Here is a 21,692-nt window from a genome sequence, read left to right as displayed (position 1 = left end):
ATTCCGCACCCTCTCACATAGGTATGACCTATGGTATCGACTCGGCAGAGCCCGAGCCCGCACGAGCAGGCCGACGCGGCCGGGTCCGGGCGCTGCTCGGCCATGGGGTGCAGCAGGCCGCCAGCCACCGGAGCCTTGGCCCTGGTCGGCCAGCTCCGCCGGGGCCTTGGTCCTGGTCGGCCAGCTCCGCCGGGGGCCTTGGTCCTAGTCGGCCAGCTCCGCCGGCACCACCACCGTGTCGACCAGCGCCCCGTTACGCAGCACCGTGATCTCCAGGCGCCTGCCGATGGCGTCCTCGAAGAGCAGCCGCTGCAGCGACTGGGCGTCGCCGAGCTGACGGCCCTGGACCGCCAGGACGAGATCGTACGGAAGGATGCCGCTGGACGCCGACGGGCTGCCGGGGACCACCTCCATCACCCGCAGGGCCGTACGACGCCCCGTCCGTTCGGCCCATCGCGGTGGCAGGACCGCCGGCGAGGTGACCAACCCGAGGTAGGCCCGGCGGACCCGGCCGTCGTGCATCAGGGCAGCGATGATGCGCCGGGTCGTCGCGTTGACCGGGACCGCCAGACCCACGCCGAGGCCGGCGACAGCGGTGTTGATGCCGATCACCCGGCCCGCCGAGTCGGCGAGCGCACCCCCGGAGTTGCCCGGATTGAGCGAGGCGTCGGTCTGGATGACGTCCTCGATCAGCCGCATCCCGCTGCGGGTCTGCACCGGCAGCGACCGGCCCAGCCCGCTGACCACCCCGGCGGTGACGCTGCCGGTCAGGCCCAGCGGGTTGCCCACCGCCACGACCAGGGAGCCGATCCGCAGATCGTCGACGTCGCGGTAGGTCGGCGGGGCCAACAGTTCGCGTTCGGCGCGCAGCAGCGCGAGGTCGGCCAGCCGATCCCGACCGACGACCTCGACGGGCGAGGTGCTGCCGTCGGCGAAGAGTGCCTCCCCGGCGGGCGCCCGGCCGACGACGTGGGCGTTGGTGAGCAGGTGCCCTTCGGCGGTGAGGACGACCGCCGAGCCCTCCGACTCTCTTCCGCGGGTGTCGCGGATGCGGACCGCCGCCACCCGCGGGAGCAGGTGTTCGGCGACCGTGGTGACGACCCGGGAGTAGGCGTCCAGGGCCTCGCCGTCAGTCCCGTCGGTCCCGTCGTCCGCGGCCCCGCGGGCTCCGGGCCCCTGGTCGGCGGACCGCCGATCGTCACCTTCCCGATCGTCACGTTCCCGATCGTCACGTCCCTGGTCGCCGGGTTCCTGGTCGCCGGGTTCCTGGTCGACAGGTCTCTGGTCATTGGGTTCCATGACCCGCCTCCGATCGCTGCTGGAGTGTCCTGGAGTGTCAACGCCGGCGGAGCGGTCACCCTTCCCCGATGGTCACTCGTCCGCGCCGACCAACCGCAGCGTCACCGCGACCGGGTCGCCCTCGCCGAGTCCCTCGGCGCGGCGTACGGCCTGTTTCACCGGCAGCAGGTAGGTGTCCCGGCCGCCGTCGGGGAACAGCGACGTACGCCACGTCGTCGCACCGACGGTGACCTCGACGCGCACCGAACCGAAGGCCTTCCGCGGCCCCGCGAGCATCCGTACGTCGTCGGTCAGTTCCTCGGGGAGCGCGACGAAATGCCACGGGCTCTCCCCGGGCCAGCGCCACAGCGGCGCGGTGAAGGTGAAGTCAGTCATCCCAGGTCGCGGATCGACTCGCCGGCCGCGAGCAGTTCGACCAGGCGGGCGGTGAATCGGGCCGCCGGCGCACCGTCGATCACGTCATGGTCGAACGCCAGGGTGAGGTGGGCGACTTCCTGGCGGGTCAGCGCATCGGCCACCAGCCCTGGGCGGGTGGTGATGCCGCCGATCGACACGCCCAGCGTCCCCGCTCCGGGGGCGAGGCCCCAGCCGGCGACCGAGGCGCCCATGCCGAGGTTGTTCACCCCGACCACACCGAGGCGGAGCACCCAGCGGGGGCTGTGACTCATGTACTCCATCAGCGGTCGGGTCAGGAAGCTCGGCACCAGGTCCAGCCAGCGTTGCCCGGCGATGGTCTGCGGTCGGGAGGCCTGTCCGGCCCGGATCTCGTCGTGCACCGCCCGCAGCGACTTGGTGTCGGCGTGCCGGATCGGCAGGTATCCCACCGCCGGCTGGCCGTCGATGGTCCGTTCCAGCAGCACCTCGACGATGATCTCGTCCAGGAACACCAGGGAGCGGCCTCGGCGGAAGGCGTTGACCGCCGGGAACTCGGCCAGCGCGGCGGCCACGCAGGTCACCACGTACGCCGTCAACGACAGCCGTTCCCCGGTGGCGTCGCGGTGGTCGCGGAGCAGCCGGCGTGGGATGGTCAGGTCGGCCTCGACCAGCCCGAACATGGTGTGTTTGCGGCGGGCAGCCTCCTGGCCCACCGCCAGCGCCCGTCGGGCGCGGCTCATCGGCACCACCCGGTAGCCACGGGACGCGCTGGACGGCCCAGCGCCGGGCGGCGGGGGCGTGGAACGCGGTCCGGTCACCTGTGCTCCTTCCGCCGCCGGTTCCTGGCCGAGGGCAGCCGTCGCCAGACCCGGATCGGCTTGAGGTGGTAGGCCTCGGGCAGCTGCCAGTTGCGCCACCGCGACATCAGCACCAGACCGGCGCCGATGAACGTTCCGACCACCAGTCCGACGGTGGGGTGCCCCAGCCAGTCCAGCAGCACCAGGGCGCCGCTGGCGAGCAGCGCAGGTGTGGCGTACAGCGTGTTGCCACCGAAGACGGAGGGAACGTGCCGCAGCAGGATCTCGCGGACCGCACCCCCGCCGACCGCGGTCACCGCGCCGAGCAGCACCGCGGGCAGCGGGCCGAGACCGACGGTCAGCGTCTTCGTGGCGCCCGCGACCGCCCAGGTGCCCAGGGCGAGGGCGTCGACCCAGGGGAAGACCAGGTTCCAGCTGCGGCCGGCCACCGGGATCAGGAAGGCGATCGCCGCGCCGATCAGCGCGATCACCATGTAGGCCGGGTCGGTCAGCGCGATCGGGGTGCCCTTCTGGAGCAGCACGTCGCGGATCAGGCCGCCGCCCAGCCCGGACACGATCGCCAGCATGGCGAAGCCGATGGCATCGAATCGCTCGTTGCGTGCCACCACACCGCCGAGGATGGCGTTGGACAGCACGCCGATCAGGTCGAGGAACCGCGACGCCTCGACCACCGCGCCCGTGAGATCCGACACCCCTACCGCCTTCGACGTCCGCCACCGATTCAGTCTCGGGAGCGCGCCGCGGGACCACCCCTCCTCGGGCTCCTCTCCCGGCCATCAGTATGGGGCAGGCCGGTCCGGCCCGGCCACCGTACGCTCCTCGGGCCCGGCCGCCTGACCGTCTGACTTCCTGACCGCCCGACCGCCCGACCGCCCAGCCGCCGGACCTGCCGCCGCCGGCTCAGCGCACCTGTCGCCCGCAGCGGTAGACGGCCTCGACGCCGAGGCCGCGCCCGAGGACCACCAGGTCGGCGTACGTCCCGGGGGCGATCCGGCCGATGTCGTCGCGCCCGAAGACGGTGGCGGGGGTCAGCGTCGCGGCGCGTACGGCGTCGACCAGGTCGATCCCGGCGTGCTCGACGCAGAAACGTACGGCCCGGTCCAGGGTGAGGGTGCTGCCGGCGATGGCTCCACCACCGGCCAGCCGGGCGACACCGTCGCGGACCTCGACCTTGAGCGGCCCGAGGTCGTAGTCGCCGTCGGCGCTGCCGGCGGCGGCCATCGCGTCGGTGACCAGGACGAACTGCCGCGGCTTGAGCCGGGCGATGTCGCCGACCATCGCCGCGTGCAGGTGCACCCCGTCGGCGATTATCTCGACCACCACCTCGGGGCGTTCCAGCAGGGCGACGATCAGCCCGGGTTCGCGGTGGTGGATCGGGCGTTCGGCGTTGAACAGGTGGGTGGCGACGCGGGCGCCCCCGTTGATGGCGAGATTGGCCTCGGCGTACGTCGCATGGGAGTGGCCGGGGGCGACGACGACGCCGGACTCCACCAGGTGGCGTACGGCCGGCTGACCGCCCAACAGTTCGACGGCCAGGGTGACCATCCGGATGGTGCCCTCACCGGCCGCCAGCAGGGCGTCGACGTCGTGGCGCACCGGGTCGCGGAGCAGGTCGGGGTCGTGGGCACCGCAGTGCAGCTCGGACAGCCACGGCCCCTCCAGGTGGATGCCCAGCAACTCCCGGTCGCGGACCAGTGGCACGAGGTCGCGCACCTGGCGCTCCAGCACGTCGATCGTGTCGGTGACCAGGGAGGCCATCGCCGAGGTGGTGCCGTGGGCGAGATGGGTGGCCAACGCCGTCCGGGCCGCCTCGGCGCCGTCGGTGTACGCCGCGCCTCCGCCGCCGTGGGAGTGGATGTCGACGAACCCGGGCACCAGCAGCCGATCGCCCAGGTCCACCACCTCGGCCGCGCCGCCCGACACATCACCCACGCCGGCCGAACCACCCGATCCACCCGTTCTGACGGCACCGGTCGGAGCCGGCCCGGTGCCGACCTCGACGATCCGCTCGCCCTCGACCCGCACCCAGGCGTCCTCCAGCGGTTCGGGGGTGAGCACCCGGGCGGCCCGGAAGATCGTGGTCATTCCTGCCACCCGGGCTTGTCGGCGTACACGTCCAGGTAGTAGTCGTGCAACGCCAGGCGCGAGGCCGCGGCCTCGTCGACGATCACCGTGGCATGGGGATGCCACTGCAGCGCCGTGCCGGTCCACATCGCCGAGACCGGTCCCTCGACCATCTGGTGGACCGCCTCCGCCTTGCGTTCCCCGTCGGCGAGGAGCACGACACGGCGAGCGGCCATGATCGTGCCGACGCCCTGGGTGAGGCAGTGCGTCGGCACCTGGTCGACGTCACCGCCGAAGAACCGCGCGTTGTCGATCCGGGTCTGCCGGGCGAGGGTCTTGATCCGGGTCCGCGAGCCGAGCGAGGAGGTCGGCTCGTTGAAGCCGATGTGCCCGTCCGCACCGATGCCGAGGATCTGCAGGTCGACGCCCCCGGCGTCGCTGATCGCCTGCTCGTACGCCGCACAGGCGGCGGGGATGTCCTCGGCCAGACCGTCCGGCCCCATCACGTGGGCGCTGGGGAGGTCCGTACGGGCCACGAGTTCGCGCTCGATGAAGTTGCGGTAGCGCTCCGGATGGTCGGCCGCCAGCCCGACGTACTCGTCGAGCATGAAGGCCCGGCAGTCGGCGAGCGACAGCTGTCCTGCGGCCACCCGGCGCCCCAGTTCGGCGTAGAGACCGACCGGGCTGGATCCGGTGGCGACCCCGAGCACGGCCGCCGGCTTGTCGTGCACCAGCCGCTGAACGATGTCGGCGGCCACCGGTGCGAGGTCGTCTGCTGCGGGTTTGATGATGACTTCCACGTCACGTTCCGTTCGGGTTGAGGGGGGCCACCCCGAGCTTTCCCCGGGGAGGCCACGTCGGTGGGACGGCCGGCGACCGCCCGACCCGGCGCGGTGCACCGGGTCGGGCGATCACGGTCGGGGTCGCTCAGGCGCGGGTCGGGTCGGAGTCGGCGGCGTTGGCGTCCGTCGGGTCCTCCCGTCCCGGGGTCTTCAGGTTCATCCGCTTGATGATGAAGCTGAACAGGAAGTAGTAGAGGACGCCGTACGCCAGTCCGATGACCAGCAACCACAGCGGCTTGGAGGCGATGTTGAAGTTGAGGATGTAGTCGAACAGGCCCGCCGAGAAGGTGAAGCCGTCGTGGATGCCGAGCCCGTTGACCAACGCCAACGAGGTGCCGGTGAGGACCGCGTGCACGATGTACAGCGGCCAAGCGACGAACATGAAGGAGAACTCCAGCGGCTCGGTGACGCCGGTGAGGAACGCGGTGAGGGCGGTCGAGACCATCAGGCCACCGGTGATCTTGCGGGTCTCCGGGCGGGCGTTGCGCCAGATGGCCAGCGCCGCGCCGGGCAGGGCGAACATCATGATCGGGAAGAAGCCGGTCATGAAGGTGCCGCCCTGGCCACCCGCGGTGGCGAAGAAGCAGGTCAGGTCGCCGTGGGCGACGGCGCCGGCCTTCAGGCAGTCACCGACCTGGAACCAGACCGTGGTGTTGATGATGTGGTGCAGGCCCAGCGGGATGAGCAGACGGTTGGCGGTGCCGTAGACGAAACCACCGAGGACCGGGTTCTGCGCGGTCCACTGGCCCAGACCGGACAGGCCGGTGTTGAAGGCCGGGTAGATGAAGGCCATCAGCACGGCGAGCACCAGGGTGGCGAACGCGGTGATGATCGGGACGAACCGGCGACCGCCGAAGAACGCGAGGTACGGAGGCAGCTTGACCCGGTGGAACCGCTGCCACAGGTAGCCGGCGATGATGCCGACGAGGATGCCGCCGAGCACGCCGTAGTTGATCTTCTCCTGGACGCCGTCGGCCATCGGCAGGCCGATCAGCGGCGACATCGCGTCACCCACGGCCTTGAAGACGAGGTAGCCGACCAGGCCGGCCATCGCGGTCGACCCGTCGGCCTTCTTGGCCATGCCGATCGAGACGCCCAGGGCGAACAGGATGGGGAGGTTGTCGAAGAGGGTGCCGCCGGCGGCACCGATCACGGAGGCGACGGCGTTCCAGTGCAGACCGTTCTTTCCGAGGAGGTCGTCCTGGCCCAGTCGCAGCATGAGGCCCGCGACCGGGAGGGACGCGATGGGCAGCATCAGGCTGCGGCCGAGCTTCTGGAGCCAGGCGAGCCAGGCCCTGTTCTTGCCGGCGTCGGCGCCAACGCCTTCGGTGGCAGTGGACATGAGGTGTTCCTTTCGTGGCCGCACCTGCGGCCGCCAATGGGCCATGGGGTGTCCAGGCCCTGGGGTGAGAGAGAGAAGTGTTCGAGGGAGTCGGGGGTGGGTCGTACGTGTCGGAGTGGGGCGTACGTCGCGGGGGCCGTACGTCGTTCGGGGGTGGTCCTGGGGGTCGGTGGCTGTTCAGGGGAGGCGGTCGAGGAGTGGGGTGCTCAGGCCTCCATCGAGGTGTCGAGGCTCATGTGCACCCGGTAGCGGTCGGCGCGGTACCAGGAACGCACTGATTCGATCGGGCGGCCGCGGCTGCTGGAGACCCGGTCGAAGACCAGCAGAGCCTGGCCGACCTCCACGTCGAGCAGTTCGGCGAGGCGGTCGTCGGCGTTGATCCCCCACATCGTCTGTTCGGCCGCGTCGACCGGGCAGTCGTAGTCCTCGGCGAGGGTGGCGTAGACCGAGCCGCGCAGGTCCTTGGTGCCCAGGTCGGGCGCGTACCGGGGGTTGATCCACTGCTCCTCGTACGCCATCGGCTCGTCGTCGGCGCTCCGGACGCGTTCGAGGTGCCAGGCCGGGGCGGAGGAGCCGAAGTATTGGGCGACGTCCTCGTCCGGGGTGGCCAGCTGCATGGACAGCACCGCAGTGGACGGCACCCGCCCGCGCTGGGTCATGTCCTGGGTGAAGGAGGCGAGGTGCAGGTTGGTCTGCACCTTGGGCTCGGCGACGAAGGTGCCCTGGCCGGCCCGCCGGACCAGCACCCCGTCGTTGACCAGGTCGGCGATTGCCCGGCGCACCGTGGCGCGGCTGACGCCGTACGTCTCCATCAGCGAGCGCTCCGACTCGATCGGCTCACCCGGTTCGAGGTCGGCCACATAAGCCAGGAGCTGGGTCTCCAACTGGGCGTACTTCGGCACGGCGCCCAGTTTCAGCACCTTGGTCTGGCTCACGTGATCCTCCTCGATCGCACGAGGTCCGGGACGCTCCGGGGAGTCCCTGATGGACCTCTGGCCCGCACCGGTTCGGTCTGGTACAGTCCGGTACGTACCACGAAGTCTTCATCCGCGACGGCACTCCTGTCAAGCGGCGCGAGACACACTCGTCAGGTGACAATGGAGACGCTCGCCGACTGCGGTTCGGCGGCGGACACGACCACACCCGGTCAGGGCTGACCGGGACACAGAAAGGGACAGCCATGAGCAAGGCTGAAGCGCTCCTCGCCGGCCTCGGCGGCGCCGACAACATCGCTGAGATGGAAGCGTGCATCACCCGACTCCGCACGGAGGTCAACGACCCCTCGCTGGTCAACGAGGCCGCCCTGCGCGCCGCCGGCGCCATGGGAGTGGTCAAGCAGGGCCGGATCGTCCAGGTCGTGGTCGGCCCCGAGGCCGACACGATCGCCGAGGACATGCAGGACCTGATGTGAAGGTCGTCGCCCCTGTCCCCGGCACCGTCGGACCGCTGAGCGAAGCGCCCGACCCGGTCTTCGCCGCCGAGATGGTCGGCTCGGGCGTGCTGATCGACCCGGATCGTACGCCCGGCATCGCCGTCGCGCCGGTCTCCGGCAAGATCGCCAAAGTCCACCCGCACGCGTACGCCATCGCCACCCCCGACGGCCTCGGGCTGCTGGTCCACCTCGGCATCGACACCGTGAAGCTGGACGGCGCAGGCTTCGAGATCGTCGGCCCGGTCAAGGGCGAGGTGGTCGCCGGCCAGGAGATGATCCGCTGGGATCCGACTGACGTCGAGGCCCGCGGGCTGTCCCCGGTGGTGCTGGTCTGCGTGCTCGACACCGCCCCCGGCAGCATCGCCTCGGACCTGCTCGGCCAGCACGTGACGACCGGCGAGCCGCTCTTCGACGCCCCCGAGGGCACCGCACGGCGGGGCCGGCGCGCATCGTCCTGACGGCGCGCGGCCCGATGGCCCGCGTCCTGACGGCCCGCGGCCCGATGGCCCGCGCCCTGACGGCCCGGTGGGAGCGGCGCCTGTCCCGCGCCGCTCCCGCCGGGGCCGTCCGCCGGGCCGCTCACTCCCGGCCACTCACTCCCGGCCACTCGCCTTGGCCGACCCACCCGAGCCGCTCGCGCTGAGCACAGCCCGACAGGAGGGCGATCGGTGACCATCGAGATCCACCCGGCGACCGAGGACCGGTTCGCCGACCTCGCCACGATGCTCGGCCCCAAGAACCCCGCCTCATCCGTCTGCTGGTGTCTCAGCCACCGGCTCGACGCGAAGACGAACCGTTCCCTCGTCGGGCCGGATCGGGGTGCGTACGCGCATCGGCTGACGACCCGTCCGGTGGCGCCGGGGGTGCTGGCGTACGACGCGGACGAGGTGGTCGGCTGGGCGGCGGTGGCGCCGCGCGCCGAGCTGCCGTTCGAGCACTCGCGCAAGATCCCCCACGTCGACGACCTGCCGGTCTGGTCGATCTGGTGCATCCGGGTCCGGTCCGGCCATCGGCGGCAGGGCATCTCCCATGCTCTGCTCGCCGGCGCCGTGGCGTACGCCGCCTCCCACAGCGCCCCCGCGGTCGAGGGCTATCCGGTGGACAACCGCGGCGAGAAGGTCGACCTGACCATGGCGTACGTGGGCACCCGGGGGCTGTTCGAGGCCGAGGGGTTCCACTGGGCGGCGGACACCGACTCGGTCTCCGGCGGCTTCCCGCGCGTGGTGATGCGGCGGACGCTGGGCTGAGCACGTCGGCGTGGTCCGGCTGCCCCGAGCGGCGCGGGCCTGGATGCCCGATCGCCCCGATCCACGACCATCCCCATCCCCCTTCGTCCCACCCCACCCGGGCGTACTGTGATCAGAGTCACATGCGCACGGATCGAGGACGACCATGCCGGACATCAAGCCCCGCAGCCGCGCTGTCACCGACGGCCTGCACGCCACCGCCAGCCGCGGCATGCTCCGCGCCGTCGGGATGGGCGACCAGGACTGGGACAAACCGCAGATCGGCGTCGCCAGCTCCTGGAACGAGATCACCCCCTGCAACCTCTCGCTCGATCGGCTGGCCCGCGCCGCCAAGGAGGGGGTGCACGCCGGCGGCGGCTATCCACTGGAGTTCGGCACCATCTCGGTCTCCGACGGCATCTCGATGGGCCACGAGGGCATGCACTTCTCGCTGGTGTCGCGCGAGGTGATCGCCGACTCGGTGGAGACGGTGATGGCCGCCGAGCGGCTGGACGGCGCGGTCCTGCTGGCCGGCTGCGACAAGTCGCTGCCCGGCATGCTGATGGCCGCCGCCCGGCTCGACCTGGCCGCCGTCCTTCTCTACGCCGGGTCGATCGCCCCCGGGACGGCGCTGCTGAGTGACGGCACCGTACGGGAGGTGACGTTGATCGACGGCTTCGAGGCGGCCGGTGCCTGCCGGGCCGGGCTGCTCAGCCGTGAGGACCTCGACACGATCGAACGTGCCATCTGCCCGGGCGAGGGTGCCTGCGGCGGCATGTACACCGCGAACACGATGGCCTCGATGGCCGAAGCGCTCGGGATGAGCCTGCCCGGGTCGGCGGCACCCCCGGCGGCCGACCGGCGCCGCGACACGTACGCCCATCGCTCCGGCGAGGCCGTGGTGGATCTGTTGCGGCAGGGCATCACGGCCCGCGACATCCTCACCCGCGACGCCTTCGAGAACGCGATCACCCTGCTGATGGCGCTGGGCGGGTCGACCAACGCGGTGCTGCACCTGCTCGCCATCGCGCACGAGGCGGACGTGGACCTGGAGCTGGCCGACTTCAACCGGATCGGCGACCGGGTGCCGCACCTGGCCGACATGAAGCCCTTCGGCCGCTACGTGATGGCCGACCTGGACCTGCACGGCGGCATCCCGGTGGTGCTGGCCGCGCTCCTCGACGCCGGTCTGCTGCACGGCGATGCCCTCACCGTCACCGGCCGTACGCTCGCCGAGGACCTGGAGCGGATCGCGCCGCGCCCGCTCGACGGCACGGTGATCCGGCCGATGGACCGGCCGCTGCACCCGACCGGCGGGATCACCGTGCTGCACGGGACGCTGGCGCCGGACGGTGCGGTGGTGAAGTCGGCCGGGTTCGAGGCCGAGGTGTTCGAGGGGCCGGCACGGGTGTTCGACCGCGAGCAGCAGGCGATGGACGCCCTCGACCAGGGCCTGCTGCGGGCGGGCGACGTGGTGGTGATCCGCTACGAAGGGCCGAAGGGCGGGCCGGGGATGCGGGAGATGCTCGCCATCACCGGCGCGATCAAGGGCGCCGGGCTGGGTCGGGACGTGCTGCTGCTCACCGACGGCCGGTTCTCCGGCGGGACGACCGGGCTGTGCATCGGCCACCTGGCGCCGGAGGCGGTGGACGGTGGCCCGATCGCCTTCGTCCGCGACGGCGACCCGATCCGGGTGGATCTGGCCGCTCGTACGCTCGACCTGCTGGTCGCCCCCGACGAGCTCGCCGTACGGCGCGCGGGCTGGCGGCCGCTGCCGCACCGCTACACCCGCGGGGTGCTGGCGAAGTACACCCGCCTGGTGCACTCGGCCTCGGACGGGGCGGTGACCGGCTGAACGGTGAGCCCAGAATCACACCGGATGTCCGGCCCCGGTTCCGGCGGAATGTCATAACCCCCTCCTAATGTCCCTCCGGAGCGCGGCCCCAGGGCGACGATGTCCGTCGCCGGTGATGCGGCCGCCCGGAGGGGAAGACCATGGGCCTCGATTTCGTGGCGATCGACTTCGAGACGGCGAATTCCTCGCGCGCCTCCGCCTGCGCGGTAGGCCTGGCCGTGGTGGAAGGCGGCCTCGTCACGGCCCAGCAGGGGTGGCTGATCCGGCCGCCGGCGAGCGCCTGCCGGTTCGAGCGCCGCAACATCGCGATCCACGGCATCACGGCCGCCGACTGCGCCGCCCGCGGGCTCACCTGGACGGAGACGGCCCGTCGGCTGGAGGCGATGACCGACGGGCGCGTCGCAGTGGCCCACAATGCACCGTTCGACCGGTCCGTCTGGGCTGCAGCCAACGCCGAGAGCGGGATCGCGACGGGGACCGCGCCGTTCGTCTGCACCCTCGACCTGGCCCGCCGAGCCTTCCCCCACCTGCACCGGCCGCTGCCGAACTACAAGCTGGACACTGTCGCCATGGCCCTGGCCCTGCCGGCGTTCCACCACCACGACGCCGAGGACGACGCGGTCACCGCAGCGATGATCGTGATCGAACTCGCTCGTCGCGTCGGCCGCGACGATATGGCTCAGCTGTGGCCCGGCGGCCCCACACCGCCGGTGACGTCCCCGGGCCGGTGTACAGGTGCACGAAGTTAAGCTGATTTGAACGATCCCCTAAGCCGATGTTATGTTCTTCGCGCGGTGCTCCCAGCAGTGCATCACGCGAGCCGCCCGGCGTCCCGGGCGCAGGAAGGGGTCTGACATGAGCCGATCCATCGGTGGCCTGAGCCATCTGACGGTGCCCGTCATCATGACCCGCAGCTGTTGTCGCCGCCGACACCGCATGCCGAGCGCGGGCTGACCCGTCACCCTGAGCCCACCAGCGGGGTGCGCCCGGCTCGGGCTCTCCGAGCGCTGGACCGCATTCCCGCCGGCCCCGGTCGCGCCGTCCCCTGCTCGTGACATGTCAGCGAGAGCCGGCACACCCCAGGGCCGCAAGGCCACAGGGCCACAGATGACCGTCGCCCGTCGGCCAGGGACTCACCTCGGCCCTGAGCCGAAGGACACACAAACCGCCCACAGGCCCAGCACCGAACCAGCCATCGCCCGCGTATCACGCTGACGGCGCTCTCACCAAAGCCTTCAGGCCGCCCGAGATCATCAATTCCTACTTTTTCTACAGTTGTTCTCGCCAATGATTCAGGAGATTCACATGGCAGTGCAGACCACCGCCGCCCCCGGCACCCCCGCACGCCCCGGTCAGCCCCCCGCGGACCGACGATCCGCCTTCACCGCTCTCCTGCGCGGTGACTCGGCCCCACAACACGGCGACGAGGCCCTGCACGACGACCCACCGCGACGCTTCCTCACCAGTGCCTGGCAGCACTTCGTCGGCGAGGAGTACGACCCCGTACGCTTCGCCACCGCGACCGTCGAGTTCAATCGGACCTGGGACTGGGACTGGGTGAAGATCAACCCCCGCGCCGTCTACTACGCGGAGGCCTGGGGCGCGATCTACGACCCCGCGCACTACGTGGGCGTGATCCCCCGGCTCGTCGCACCGGCGATCACCGGTGTCGCCGACCTGGCGACGATCCGTCCGCTCGATCCGACGACCAACCCGGTCCTGGCCGAGCACCTCACCTCGGCGACCCTCATCCGCGAGCAGCTCCCCGACCGGGCACTGCTCCAGACGGTCTTCTCGCCGTTGTCGGTGCTGCTGCAGCTGGCCGGCCTGCCGCTCTACCCGGGCGACGTCGTCCCCGGCGCCACCGTCGAGTTCTCGGCCGACGAGCTGCTGACGAGCGACCCCGCCGCGACCCACCAGGCCCTGGCGGCGATCGCCCAGACCCTCAGCGACTACGCCAGACACCTGACCTCACCGATCACCGCGGGAGGCTCCGGGCTCGACGGCATCTTCTACGCCGTCACCGGCACGGCGAACAACGGCCTCATCGAGGAGCGGGCGTTCGAGGAGTTCTCCCGGCCGTACGACCAGCAGGTGCTCGACGCCGTCGGGGACAGCCTCGTGGTCCTCCACACCTGCGGGCCCGACTCGCACCCGGAGCGGTTCACCGACCTCCGCATCGATGCCCTGCACTGGGACCAGTTCCAGCCGGGCAATCCGCCGCTCGACACCCCGGTCGGCGTGACGGTCGTCGGTGGGGCGAACAAGGACCTGTTCGGTGTCGACGCCGACCCCACGGCGGTCGCCGCCCAGCTGGGGGCGACGCTCGCCGCGGCGCCCGACCGCCCCTTCCTGCTCGCGCCGAGCTGCACCGTCCCCACCCCGGCCGCCGCCGACGCCCTGAAACGACTGCGCGAGGTTGTCTGACCCGGCGAGAGCCAACGACCGACCCCGGTCCCACTCACACCGCCGATCCTGCGACACACCTGGCCGCACTGACATCACCCCACCCCGACACCACCAAGGACCCCACCATGACGTTCCCCACGACCATCGGGCGGCGAGTCGCCGCCCTCGTCCTCACCGCGGCCACCCTGGCCACAGCGGCCTGCTCCTCGTCGGCCTCCGCCGGCGGCGGCTCCGGCACCGCCCCTGTCTACTTCGGCGTCTCCTCGGCGACCACCGGCCAATACGCGCAGTACGGACAGCAGTTCAAGCAGGCGTTCGACCTGGCCGTCGAACAGGTGAACGCCGAGGGCGGCATCAACGGTCGTCCGGTGGCCCTCAAGTACGAGGACTCCCAGTCCGATCCCAAGCAGTCGGTGACTGTCGCCCAGAAGTTCGTCTCCGACAAGGACGTGATCCTGGCATTCGGTGACTACTCCTCCGCGGCTTCGATCCCCGCCTCGCCGATCTACACCTCCGGCAAACTCGTGCAGTACGGATTCAACAACTCCAACCCGGCCTTCACCGAGAAGGGCTCGGAGTATCAGTGGTCGACAGCGATCACCACGACCGCGAACTACCGGTGGACCGCCGACTACATCAAGAGCCAGGGCGTCACGTCCGTCGGTGTCAGCTATCTCAACACCGCCGACTGGGGCATCCCGGCCTTCCAGGCCTTCAAGGCCGAGGCCGAGAAGGTCGGCCTGACCATCACCGATGCCGAAGGTGTGCTGGACACATCCGACGACTACCGCCCGTCGCTGACCAAGGCGGTGGCCGGCAAGCCCGAGGCCTTCGTCCACATCGGCTACGGCCCGGACGCCGCCAAGCTGGTGACCCAGCTGCGTGCGATCGGCTACCAGGGCACCTTCTACGGGGGCCAGGACGAGAAGTCGTTCGACGGCACGCCCGACGCCGCCGGCTCGATCATCGCTGCACAGTTCGTGGAGACCAGCACCGATCCGGCGGTGAAGGCGTTCGTCGATGCCTTCAAGCAGAAGTACCCCGCCGAGCAGCACGTCACGCTTTTCGAGGCCACCGCGTACGACGCGCTGCACGTCGCCGTGGCCGCAGCCAAGCAGGGTGGCACCACCCGGGAAGGCATCCTCAAGGGCTTCCGTGAGGTCAAGGACGTCCCGAGCGTCGTCTACGGCGCGGTCAGCTTCGACCCGGCCACCCGGCGCGTGCAGGATCCCAAGCTCACCCCGACCATCCTTAAGGATGGCAAGTGGGTCGAGTACAAGAAGGCCTGAAAGGTCCGTCTGCTCATCATGGTCGACACCCTGATCGCCGGCCTGCTCCGAGGAAACGTGTATGCCCTCGGAGCGGTCGGCATCTCTCTCGTCTTCGGCGTCATGAACGTCATCAACTTCGCCCAGTTCTCCTTCTTCGGACTGGGTGCCATGCTCGCCTGGTTCTTCGTGGCACAGCTGGGCCTGTCCTTCGGCATCGCTCTGCCCCTCGTGATCGTCATCTGCGCGGGGCTGGGGCTGCTGATCAACCTCATCGTGGTGCGGCCGCTGGCCCAGTTCCTGCCGCTGGCGGCCATGCTGTCCACGTACGCGGTTTCGCAGATCCTCGACAACGCCTCGCAGATCGCCTTCACCGCCCAGTTCCGGGTCTTTCCCCAGGTGCTGCCCACCTCCAACCTGCACCTCGGGACCATGCGGTTCGGCACGTCAGACCTCGTGATGCTGGCCGTCACCGCCGTCGTCATGGTCGCCATCAGTGCCTTCCTCAAGTACGGGAAGGTCGGTCAGGCGATCCGCGCCACCGCCCAGGACCAGGAGGCCGCGCTCCAGATGGGCATCCCGGTGGGACTGGTCCAGCACGTGGCTTTCGTCATCGCCTCCGCGCTCGGCGGCCTGGCCGGTGTCTTCATCGCCCTGTACGTCGGCGTCGCCAACCCGACCTCGGGCCTCAACACCGGCATGACCGCGTTCGTCGCCGCCACCCTCGGCGGGCTGGGATCGCTGCTCGGGGCGGTCGTCGGTGGCTTCGCCCTGGGCATCCTGGAGGCCTTCGGGATCCACTTCTTCGGTGACTCGGCCCGCGAGATCATCACCTTCGCCATCCTGATCGTCGTGCTCATCGTCAGGCCGGGCGGCCTGCTCGGCAAGGTGCCGTTGATCTCCACCGAACCGCTCACCGGCACCTTCCTCGGCAAGGGCCGCCCACTGCAGCTGCCCCGCTGGGTGTGGCCGGCCGCGCTCGTCGTCGGCGGCCTCGTCATCCCGCTCGTGGCCGGGGACTATGTGCTCACCACCGGCACCCAGGTGCTCATCTACGCGATCATCGCCGCCGGTTTCACGGTCACCGCGGGGCAGGCCGGGGTGATGGCACTCGGCCAGGCCGGCCCGATCGCCATCGGTGCCTACGCGTCGGCCCTGCTGACGTTGCACACGCCGGTCTCGTTCTGGGTCGCCGTCCCCCTCGCCGGGCTCGTCGCGGCGATCATCTCGTCGATCCTGGCCTCACCCGTCTGGGGCGTGAAAGGGCATTACATCTCGATCGCCACCCTCGGCGTCGGGACGGTCATCGTGGCCGTCATCCGGTTGGCGGTGCCACAGGGCATCTACGGCATCCCGATGCCCTCGTGGGGCGGCACACCGCTCGCGACGCCACGCGCCTACTACCTGATCGACTTCGCGGTGCTCGTCCTCACCCTGCTGGTGATGTGGCGGATCCGCCGGTCCCACCTGGGCAAGGTGATCTCCTCGGTGGGCGCTGACGACGTCGCGGCCCTGGCCTCCGGCGTCCGCGTACGGGACTACAAGGCCCTCGCCTTCGCCGTCTCGGCGTTCTTCGCCGGTGTCGGGGGCTCGCTGCTGGCCCACCAGTACACCTACATCGACCCGACGATCTTCACGATGCTGATGTCGCTGCTGGTGGTCACGATCGTCATCATGGGCGGGGTCAGCCTGCCGTACGGGGCGGTCGTGGGGGCCATTGTCCTGATCGGCGCGATGGAACTGCTGCGGTTCACCCCCGAGCTGCGGATCATCGTCTACGGCCTGGTGCTGATCCTCGTGGTGAGGTTCCGTCCGGGCGGAATCCTGGTGAGGAATTCATGAGCGACACGCTGCTGGAACACGATGCACCACAGAGAAGCGATGCACCACAAAGGAACGATGTGTTGCTCGAGGTCGACCATCTCAGGCGCCAGTTCGACGGCCTCACGGCGGTGGACGGGATCTCGTTCACGGTGGCACCGCGGGAGGTGGTGTCCATCATCGGCCCGAACGGCTCGGGCAAGACCACGACACTCAACCTGGTGACCGGCACCATCCCTCCGCACGGCGGGCGGATCGCCCTCGACGGCGTCCCCATCGACCAGGCCGAGCCCGCGCGGATCGCCGAGCACGGCGTCGCCCGTACGTTCCAGAACGGTCGGGTCTTCGCCACCCTCTCAGTGGCGGACAACGTCGAGGTGGGGATCCACTCGACGCTGCAGGCGCACCGGCCGTTCCGTGGGCTGTCGCACCTGTTCCTGCTGCGCTGGATCGCCCTGCTCGGCGAGCTGTTCATCGCGATCATCGGCACCCCGGCCTCGCGACGGGAGCGCCGGCAGATCGAGGCCACCGTCGACACCGAGATCCGCCGCTTCGAGGACCGGCTGGGGTCGCGCCGCGACGACCCGGCCTATTCGCTCAGCTACGCCAACCGGCGTCGGACCGAGATCGCCCGGGCGCTGGCACTGAAGCCCAAGCTGCTCGTCCTCGACGAGCCGACCGCGGGGATGAATCCGTCCGAGACCGCCGAGGTGCTCGAACAGCTGCTCGACCTCAAGGCAGAGGGGCAGGCCATCCTCCTGGTGGAGCACAAGCTCGACCTGGTGATGGCGGTCTCCGACCGGATCATCGTGATGGACGGCGGCCGGATCATCGCCCAGGGGCCACCCGAGGCGGTGCGCCACGATCCGGCGGTGGTGGAGGCCTACCTCGGGCGCCGTCGCGGACTCGGAAGAGAGGTACTCGCATGAGCGGATCCGGCGTGAGTGACCTGCTGGCACTCACCGACGTGAACGTCTATTACGGCCCGTTCCACGCCCTGCGTGGCAACTCGCTGCGGGTGCGGCAGGGGGAGATCGTCTCCCTGCTCGGAGGCAACGCCAGCGGCAAGTCGACCACGATGAAGACGATCCTCGGGCTGGTCACAGTGAGGTCCGGAACCGTCCACTTCGAGGGTGAGGACATCACCCACACCTCGACGAGCCACCGGGTCAGGACGGGCATCGCCTCGGTCCCCGAGGCACGACGGGTGTTCCCGCAGATGACCGTCGACGAGAACCTCCTCGCCGGCGCCTACACCCGACGGGACAAGGCCGGTGTCGCCGAGGACCTCGAGCGGATGCGTGATCACTTCCCGCGCCTGGCCGAGCGGCGACGCCAGGCGGCCGGCACGCTGTCGGGCGGGGAGCAGCAGATGCTCGCCTTCGCCCGGGCCCTGATGAGCCGCCCGAAGCTCGTCTGCATGGATGAGCCCACGATGGGGCTGTCCCCGAAGCTCGTCGACCAGGTGCTCGACGAGATCGTACGGATCAACCGGGATCTCGGCGTGGCGGTGCTGTTCGTCGAGCAACAGGCGGAACTCGCGCTCTCCATCGCCTCCCGCGGCTATGTACTGGCGACCGGGCAGATCGTGCTCCACGGGGCGGCGACCGAACTGCTCGACAACCCGCAAGTGCAGAAGGCCTACCTCGGGAAGGCCGTACGAACGTGACGGCCCCCGGCCGGCGGCCCACCTCTCAGGGCACCCGCACCGGGATCCGTTGTCCCCGGGCTTCACCAGCACGATCACCGAAGTGCCCGGGCACCGCCGTACGACACTCCGGACAGCGGCCCTCGGAGGTGAGCCGATAGCGCTGGATGGTCAGGCCGCGCTCGATCAGCACGGCACCGCAGGACGGGCATCGAGTGGTCCGCCCGCCGGGAACGGCGAGGTCGTCGGTGTAGACGTAGCGCAGTCCGGCGTCCATCGCGATCTCCCGCGCCCGCGCCACGTCGACCCAGCCTGGAGAGGCCGGGCGGACTCCCGAGGGACCCGAAGGTGAGCCGGCGGAGCCCGCCGGATCGGGCAGGCCCGCCGAGCCGGACGCCCCTCCTGAGGGACCCGCCGATGATGCCCCCGGCCGCCGCAGTGCCACCGGCGCCGAGAAGTGCAGCGGCACGTCCCGGCCCAGTTCGGCACGGATCCAGGTGCACATCGCCCGGAGCTGCAGGGGATCGTCGTTCAGGCCCGGCAGCAGCACGGTGCTGATCTCCAACCAGGTGTCGTGGCGGTGCGCGACATGGCTCAGGGTGTCCAGGACGGTGAGCAGGCTGCCGCCGGCGTAGCGCTGATGCGCCTCCTCGTCGAAGACCTTCAGTTCGATCACCGCGGCATCCATCACGCCGAAGAAGTCGCGACGTACGACCGGCGACAGGAATCCGGCGGTCACCGCGATCGTCCGCAGGCCGGCCACGTGGGCGGCCCGGGCCACGGCGATGGCGTACTCCGCGTACACGACGGGGTCGTTGTAGGTGAAGGCGATGCTGCTGCACCGCCATTCGGTCGCCAGCCCGGCCGCTGCCCGGGGCGAGGCGTCCTCGAGCAGCCCGGAGACCTGGGCGACGGTCTCCGGGCGCCACACCCGGCAGCTGCGGCAGGACAGGTTGCAGCCGGCGGTGCCCAGGCACATCACCGGTGTCCCGGGAAGGAAGTGGTAGAGCGGCCGCCGTTCGATCGCGTCGACGCAGAACCCGGCCCCGCGCCCGTAGGTGGTGAGGACCATCCGGTCGCCCTCACGCACCCGCACCGCGCAGGATCCCGCCTCCCCGTCGGCCAGCGCGCAGGCCTTCGGGCAGACGTCGCAGACCAGGCGGTCGTCGGCGCCGACATGCCACCAACGAGCAGGGAAGGGCTGGCCGGGCAGGTGCTGGGTCACTCCTCCTCCCAGGCCTGGACGGTGTAGCGGAGGATCCGGGCCGGCTCGTCCCAGTCCGGCCCCAGGCCGGCCTTCTGCCGCAGCCGGGCGAGGAAGTCGTACGGTGACGGCAGGTGCCCCCACACCTGGGGCAGGAACGTCGCGCGATGCGGTCCGGAGCGGAGGATCACCCCGTCGACGCCGGGGCGCAGCAGGGCGACCGCCTCCGCCGCGGACCGTACGTCGCCGACGGGTGTGGGGGTGGACAGCACCGAGACCTCGATGCAGATCAGGTCGAACTCCCGGGCCGACAGCGGGTCGAACCGGGGGTCGCGGAAGGCCGCGTTGATCGCGTTGATCCGGACGTCCTCGCCCAACGGGCGGAAGGCCTCGAGGGTGCCGATGCAGCCGCGGAGATCCCCGCCGATCCGCAGCGTCACGAACGCGGCGCCGGGGGCACCGAGCCAGGCCGGGTGTTCGTCGAGCAGCCGGACCCGGCTCCCCGGCGTGGGGGACTCGGCCTCGAAACCGTCCTCGACCCCTGCCTCGAGACGCAGGTGCCCGGCGATGGCGCCGCGGGCCCACGGCAACAGCACCCGGCCGGCGTCGGCCGGCAGCCGTCCCCCGGACACGGCGTCGTCCGCGGACCGGCCCGCCTGCTCGTCGGATCCGCTGGTCATGCGGCCTCGGTCCCGGGCTGAGCCTCCTGGAAGCCGATCGCCGCGTACCCCACGACCCGATCCTTGTCGCCGGCGGTGTCACCGGAGGTCCGCCGGTCGTACAGCACCGGGTGCATCCCACGCCGCCGGGCGAACTCCAACAGCCCGTTCGCCGGCGAGGCGCCGCAGGCCTGGCGCGACTCCAGCGGTCCCTCGAGCGCCAGGATCCGCTCGACGGTGGCGACGTCCACCCCGTTCGCGGCAGCGTAGCGCAGGTAGTGCGACAGGTCCGAGCTGACGACCACGACCGTCTCCGGTCCGCCCCACAGCGCCTCGATCACCTGGCCGGCCGCGGTCGGGGTGACCTGTCCGACGACCAGTGGCACCACCGTGAACTCCTCCAGCACCGTCTGCAGGAACGGCAACTGGACCTCCAGCGAATGCTCCCAGCGATGCGCCTCGGCGTCGGTCCCGACCTGGCGGAACCGGCCGAGCGCCTCCGGCACCTCGACAGGCACGTCGCCGAGTGGGGTCCGCAGCGTGCTGGCGCCGGGCAGTGCAAGGCCGCGGATCGGCACATGGTGGACGGGGCCGAGCAGCACGACGCGGCGTACGACGTCGCGGGCGGGTTCGAGGCGTACGTACCCCCGGGCGGCCGTCGGGCCGGAGTAGACGTATCCGGCGTGCGGGGAGATCAGCGCCTTCGGCACCTGGCCCAGGTCATCCGGTCCGAGCTCGGCGCGGGCGTCGGAGAGCAACCGGGCGATCATCGTCGCGAGGGCGTCCCGGTCGCCGGGGTAGAAGGTGCCGGCCACTGCCGGCGGGCGGACGGTCTCCATGAGGTCCTCCACGGACGGCTGTGCGGTCAGTCTACCGAGCGACCGGCCGTCGGGAGGGTCGTACGGTCGGGCACTTCGGCCCCACAGATTGGGGCCCCTGATCTGCGCACGGCGGGAGTCACGCCGCTCCGCCACGCCGGGCTCAGCCCTTCAATGCCCGGTCCACCCAGCTGCGCAGCCGGTTCAGCGGCATGGCGCCGGTCTGCCGCGCTACCTGCTTGCCCTTGCGGAAGATCATCAGCGTCGGGATCGACTGCACGCCGTACCGAGCCTGGGTGCGCGGCGCGTTGTCGACGTTGACCTTGACCAGCTTCAATTCGCCGGCCCGCTCCCGGGCCAGGGTCTCGAGCGCCGGCGAGACCATCCGGCAGGGGCCGCACCAGGGCGCCCACAGATCGAGGATGACCGGCACCGTCGAGGACTCGATCACCCGCTGCAGGGTCTCGTCATCGGCGGTGGCGATCCAGGGCAGCGGCTGATGGCACTGAGAACACCGCGGGATGCCCTTGGCGGCGGCCGGCACCCGGTTGCGGGTGCCGCACGACGGACAGGTGATCACGTTGCTGCTCATGCGCTCCATCCTCGCCGACC

At 70.8% G+C, this 21,692-nt stretch carries 22 protein-coding genes; 10 read left to right on the top strand and 12 right to left on the bottom strand.

The window, feature by feature from the left end; all coding sequences use genetic code 11:
* Positions 1–204: 204 nt before the first annotated feature.
* The 8 genes from R0146_RS05415 to R0146_RS05380 all read right to left on the bottom strand — a co-directional run bounded on the left by R0146_RS05415 (position 205) and on the right by R0146_RS05380 (position 7,675).
* Positions 205–1,299, bottom strand: coding sequence for a S1C family serine protease (locus tag R0146_RS05415; protein WP_317691840.1), 1,095 nt, complete (start codon positions 1,297–1,299; stop codon positions 205–207).
* 72 nt (positions 1,300–1,371) lie between these two features.
* A complete protein-coding gene (locus R0146_RS05410; RefSeq protein WP_317691839.1) occupies positions 1,372–1,674 on the bottom strand; it encodes a DUF1905 domain-containing protein in 303 nt (100 codons plus the stop codon).
* Complete coding sequence (locus tag R0146_RS05405; protein ID WP_317691838.1) at positions 1,671–2,492, bottom strand: 2-oxo acid dehydrogenase subunit E2; 822 nt, start codon at positions 2,490–2,492, stop codon at positions 1,671–1,673. The genes R0146_RS05410 and R0146_RS05405 overlap by 4 nt, the downstream gene beginning before the upstream one ends.
* Positions 2,489–3,184 (bottom strand): trimeric intracellular cation channel family protein, encoded by a 696-nt coding sequence (locus R0146_RS05400; RefSeq protein WP_317691837.1) that lies wholly within the window; start codon positions 3,182–3,184, stop codon positions 2,489–2,491. The genes R0146_RS05405 and R0146_RS05400 overlap by 4 nt, the downstream gene beginning before the upstream one ends.
* Before the next feature lie 208 nt (positions 3,185–3,392).
* Complete coding sequence (nagA, locus tag R0146_RS05395) at positions 3,393–4,577, bottom strand: N-acetylglucosamine-6-phosphate deacetylase (RefSeq protein ID WP_317691836.1); 1,185 nt, start codon at positions 4,575–4,577, stop codon at positions 3,393–3,395.
* The gene (gene nagB / locus R0146_RS05390; RefSeq protein WP_317691835.1) at positions 4,574–5,356 is read right to left on the bottom strand and encodes a glucosamine-6-phosphate deaminase; all 783 of its coding nucleotides are present in this window, start codon (positions 5,354–5,356) and stop codon (positions 4,574–4,576) included. Before nagB ends, nagA begins: the two co-directional genes overlap by 4 nt.
* Before the next feature lie 127 nt (positions 5,357–5,483).
* Positions 5,484–6,740, bottom strand: a complete 1,257-nt coding sequence (locus R0146_RS05385; protein ID WP_317691834.1) for a PTS transporter subunit EIIC — start codon at positions 6,738–6,740, stop codon at positions 5,484–5,486.
* A gap of 206 nt (positions 6,741–6,946) precedes the next feature.
* The gene (locus tag R0146_RS05380; protein WP_317691833.1) at positions 6,947–7,675 is read right to left on the bottom strand and encodes a GntR family transcriptional regulator; all 729 of its coding nucleotides are present in this window, start codon (positions 7,673–7,675) and stop codon (positions 6,947–6,949) included.
* Between the two features lie 218 nt (positions 7,676–7,893).
* On the opposite strand from R0146_RS05380, the gene R0146_RS05375 reads away from it, so the two are divergent.
* The 10 genes from R0146_RS05375 (at position 7,894) to R0146_RS05330 (ending at position 18,420) form a co-directional block, all read left to right on the top strand.
* Entirely contained in the window at positions 7,894–8,151 is a 258-nt protein-coding gene (locus R0146_RS05375; protein ID WP_317692337.1) for a PTS sugar transporter subunit IIB, read from the top strand.
* Positions 8,148–8,630: a PTS sugar transporter subunit IIA gene (locus R0146_RS05370; protein WP_317691832.1), complete on the top strand. Its 483-nt coding sequence runs from the start codon at positions 8,148–8,150 to the stop codon at positions 8,628–8,630. Before R0146_RS05375 ends, R0146_RS05370 begins: the two co-directional genes overlap by 4 nt.
* Positions 8,631–8,840: 210 nt before the next feature.
* Positions 8,841–9,419: a GNAT family N-acetyltransferase gene (locus R0146_RS05365; protein WP_317691831.1), complete on the top strand. Its 579-nt coding sequence runs from the start codon at positions 8,841–8,843 to the stop codon at positions 9,417–9,419.
* Between the two features lie 145 nt (positions 9,420–9,564).
* Entirely contained in the window at positions 9,565–11,253 is a 1,689-nt protein-coding gene (gene ilvD / locus R0146_RS05360) for a dihydroxy-acid dehydratase (protein ID WP_317691830.1), read from the top strand.
* A gap of 140 nt (positions 11,254–11,393) precedes the next feature.
* Positions 11,394–12,002, top strand: a complete 609-nt coding sequence (locus R0146_RS05355) for an exonuclease domain-containing protein (RefSeq protein ID WP_317691829.1) — start codon at positions 11,394–11,396, stop codon at positions 12,000–12,002.
* Between the two features lie 556 nt (positions 12,003–12,558).
* Positions 12,559–13,680, top strand: coding sequence for a uroporphyrinogen decarboxylase family protein (locus tag R0146_RS05350; RefSeq protein ID WP_317691828.1), 1,122 nt, complete (start codon positions 12,559–12,561; stop codon positions 13,678–13,680).
* A gap of 107 nt (positions 13,681–13,787) precedes the next feature.
* Positions 13,788–14,951 carry an ABC transporter substrate-binding protein gene (locus tag R0146_RS05345; protein ID WP_317691827.1) on the top strand — a complete coding sequence of 388 codons (1,164 nt, stop codon included), beginning with the start codon at positions 13,788–13,790 and terminating at the stop codon, positions 14,949–14,951.
* Between the two features lie 18 nt (positions 14,952–14,969).
* Positions 14,970–16,772 carry an ABC transporter permease gene (locus R0146_RS05340; protein ID WP_317691826.1) on the top strand — a complete coding sequence of 601 codons (1,803 nt, stop codon included), beginning with the start codon at positions 14,970–14,972 and terminating at the stop codon, positions 16,770–16,772.
* Complete coding sequence (locus tag R0146_RS05335) at positions 16,769–17,680, top strand: ABC transporter ATP-binding protein (RefSeq protein ID WP_317691825.1); 912 nt, start codon at positions 16,769–16,771, stop codon at positions 17,678–17,680. Before R0146_RS05340 ends, R0146_RS05335 begins: the two co-directional genes overlap by 4 nt.
* Positions 17,677–18,420: an ABC transporter ATP-binding protein gene (locus R0146_RS05330; protein ID WP_317691824.1), complete on the top strand. Its 744-nt coding sequence runs from the start codon at positions 17,677–17,679 to the stop codon at positions 18,418–18,420. The genes R0146_RS05335 and R0146_RS05330 overlap by 4 nt, the downstream gene beginning before the upstream one ends.
* A gap of 25 nt (positions 18,421–18,445) precedes the next feature.
* Here R0146_RS05330 and amrS read toward each other — a convergent pair whose 3' ends face one another.
* From amrS to trxA, 4 genes are all read right to left on the bottom strand, one after another.
* Positions 18,446–19,624: an AmmeMemoRadiSam system radical SAM enzyme gene (gene amrS, locus R0146_RS05325; protein WP_317691823.1), complete on the bottom strand. Its 1,179-nt coding sequence runs from the start codon at positions 19,622–19,624 to the stop codon at positions 18,446–18,448.
* Positions 19,621–20,283: an AmmeMemoRadiSam system protein A gene (gene amrA, locus R0146_RS05320; protein WP_317691822.1), complete on the bottom strand. Its 663-nt coding sequence runs from the start codon at positions 20,281–20,283 to the stop codon at positions 19,621–19,623. Before amrA ends, amrS begins: the two co-directional genes overlap by 4 nt.
* Positions 20,280–21,101, bottom strand: coding sequence for an AmmeMemoRadiSam system protein B (gene amrB / locus R0146_RS05315; RefSeq protein WP_317691821.1), 822 nt, complete (start codon positions 21,099–21,101; stop codon positions 20,280–20,282). The genes amrA and amrB overlap by 4 nt, the downstream gene beginning before the upstream one ends.
* 142 nt (positions 21,102–21,243) lie before the next feature.
* Entirely contained in the window at positions 21,244–21,672 is a 429-nt protein-coding gene (gene trxA / locus R0146_RS05310; protein ID WP_317691820.1) for a thioredoxin, read from the bottom strand.
* Positions 21,673–21,692: the final 20 nt, after the last annotated feature.

Origin of the sequence: Raineyella sp. LH-20 (assembly GCF_033110965.1) — a bacterium.
Taxonomy (GTDB): Bacteria; Actinomycetota; Actinomycetes; order Propionibacteriales; family Propionibacteriaceae; genus Raineyella.
This window is presented reverse-complemented; position numbering and strand designations above follow the sequence as displayed.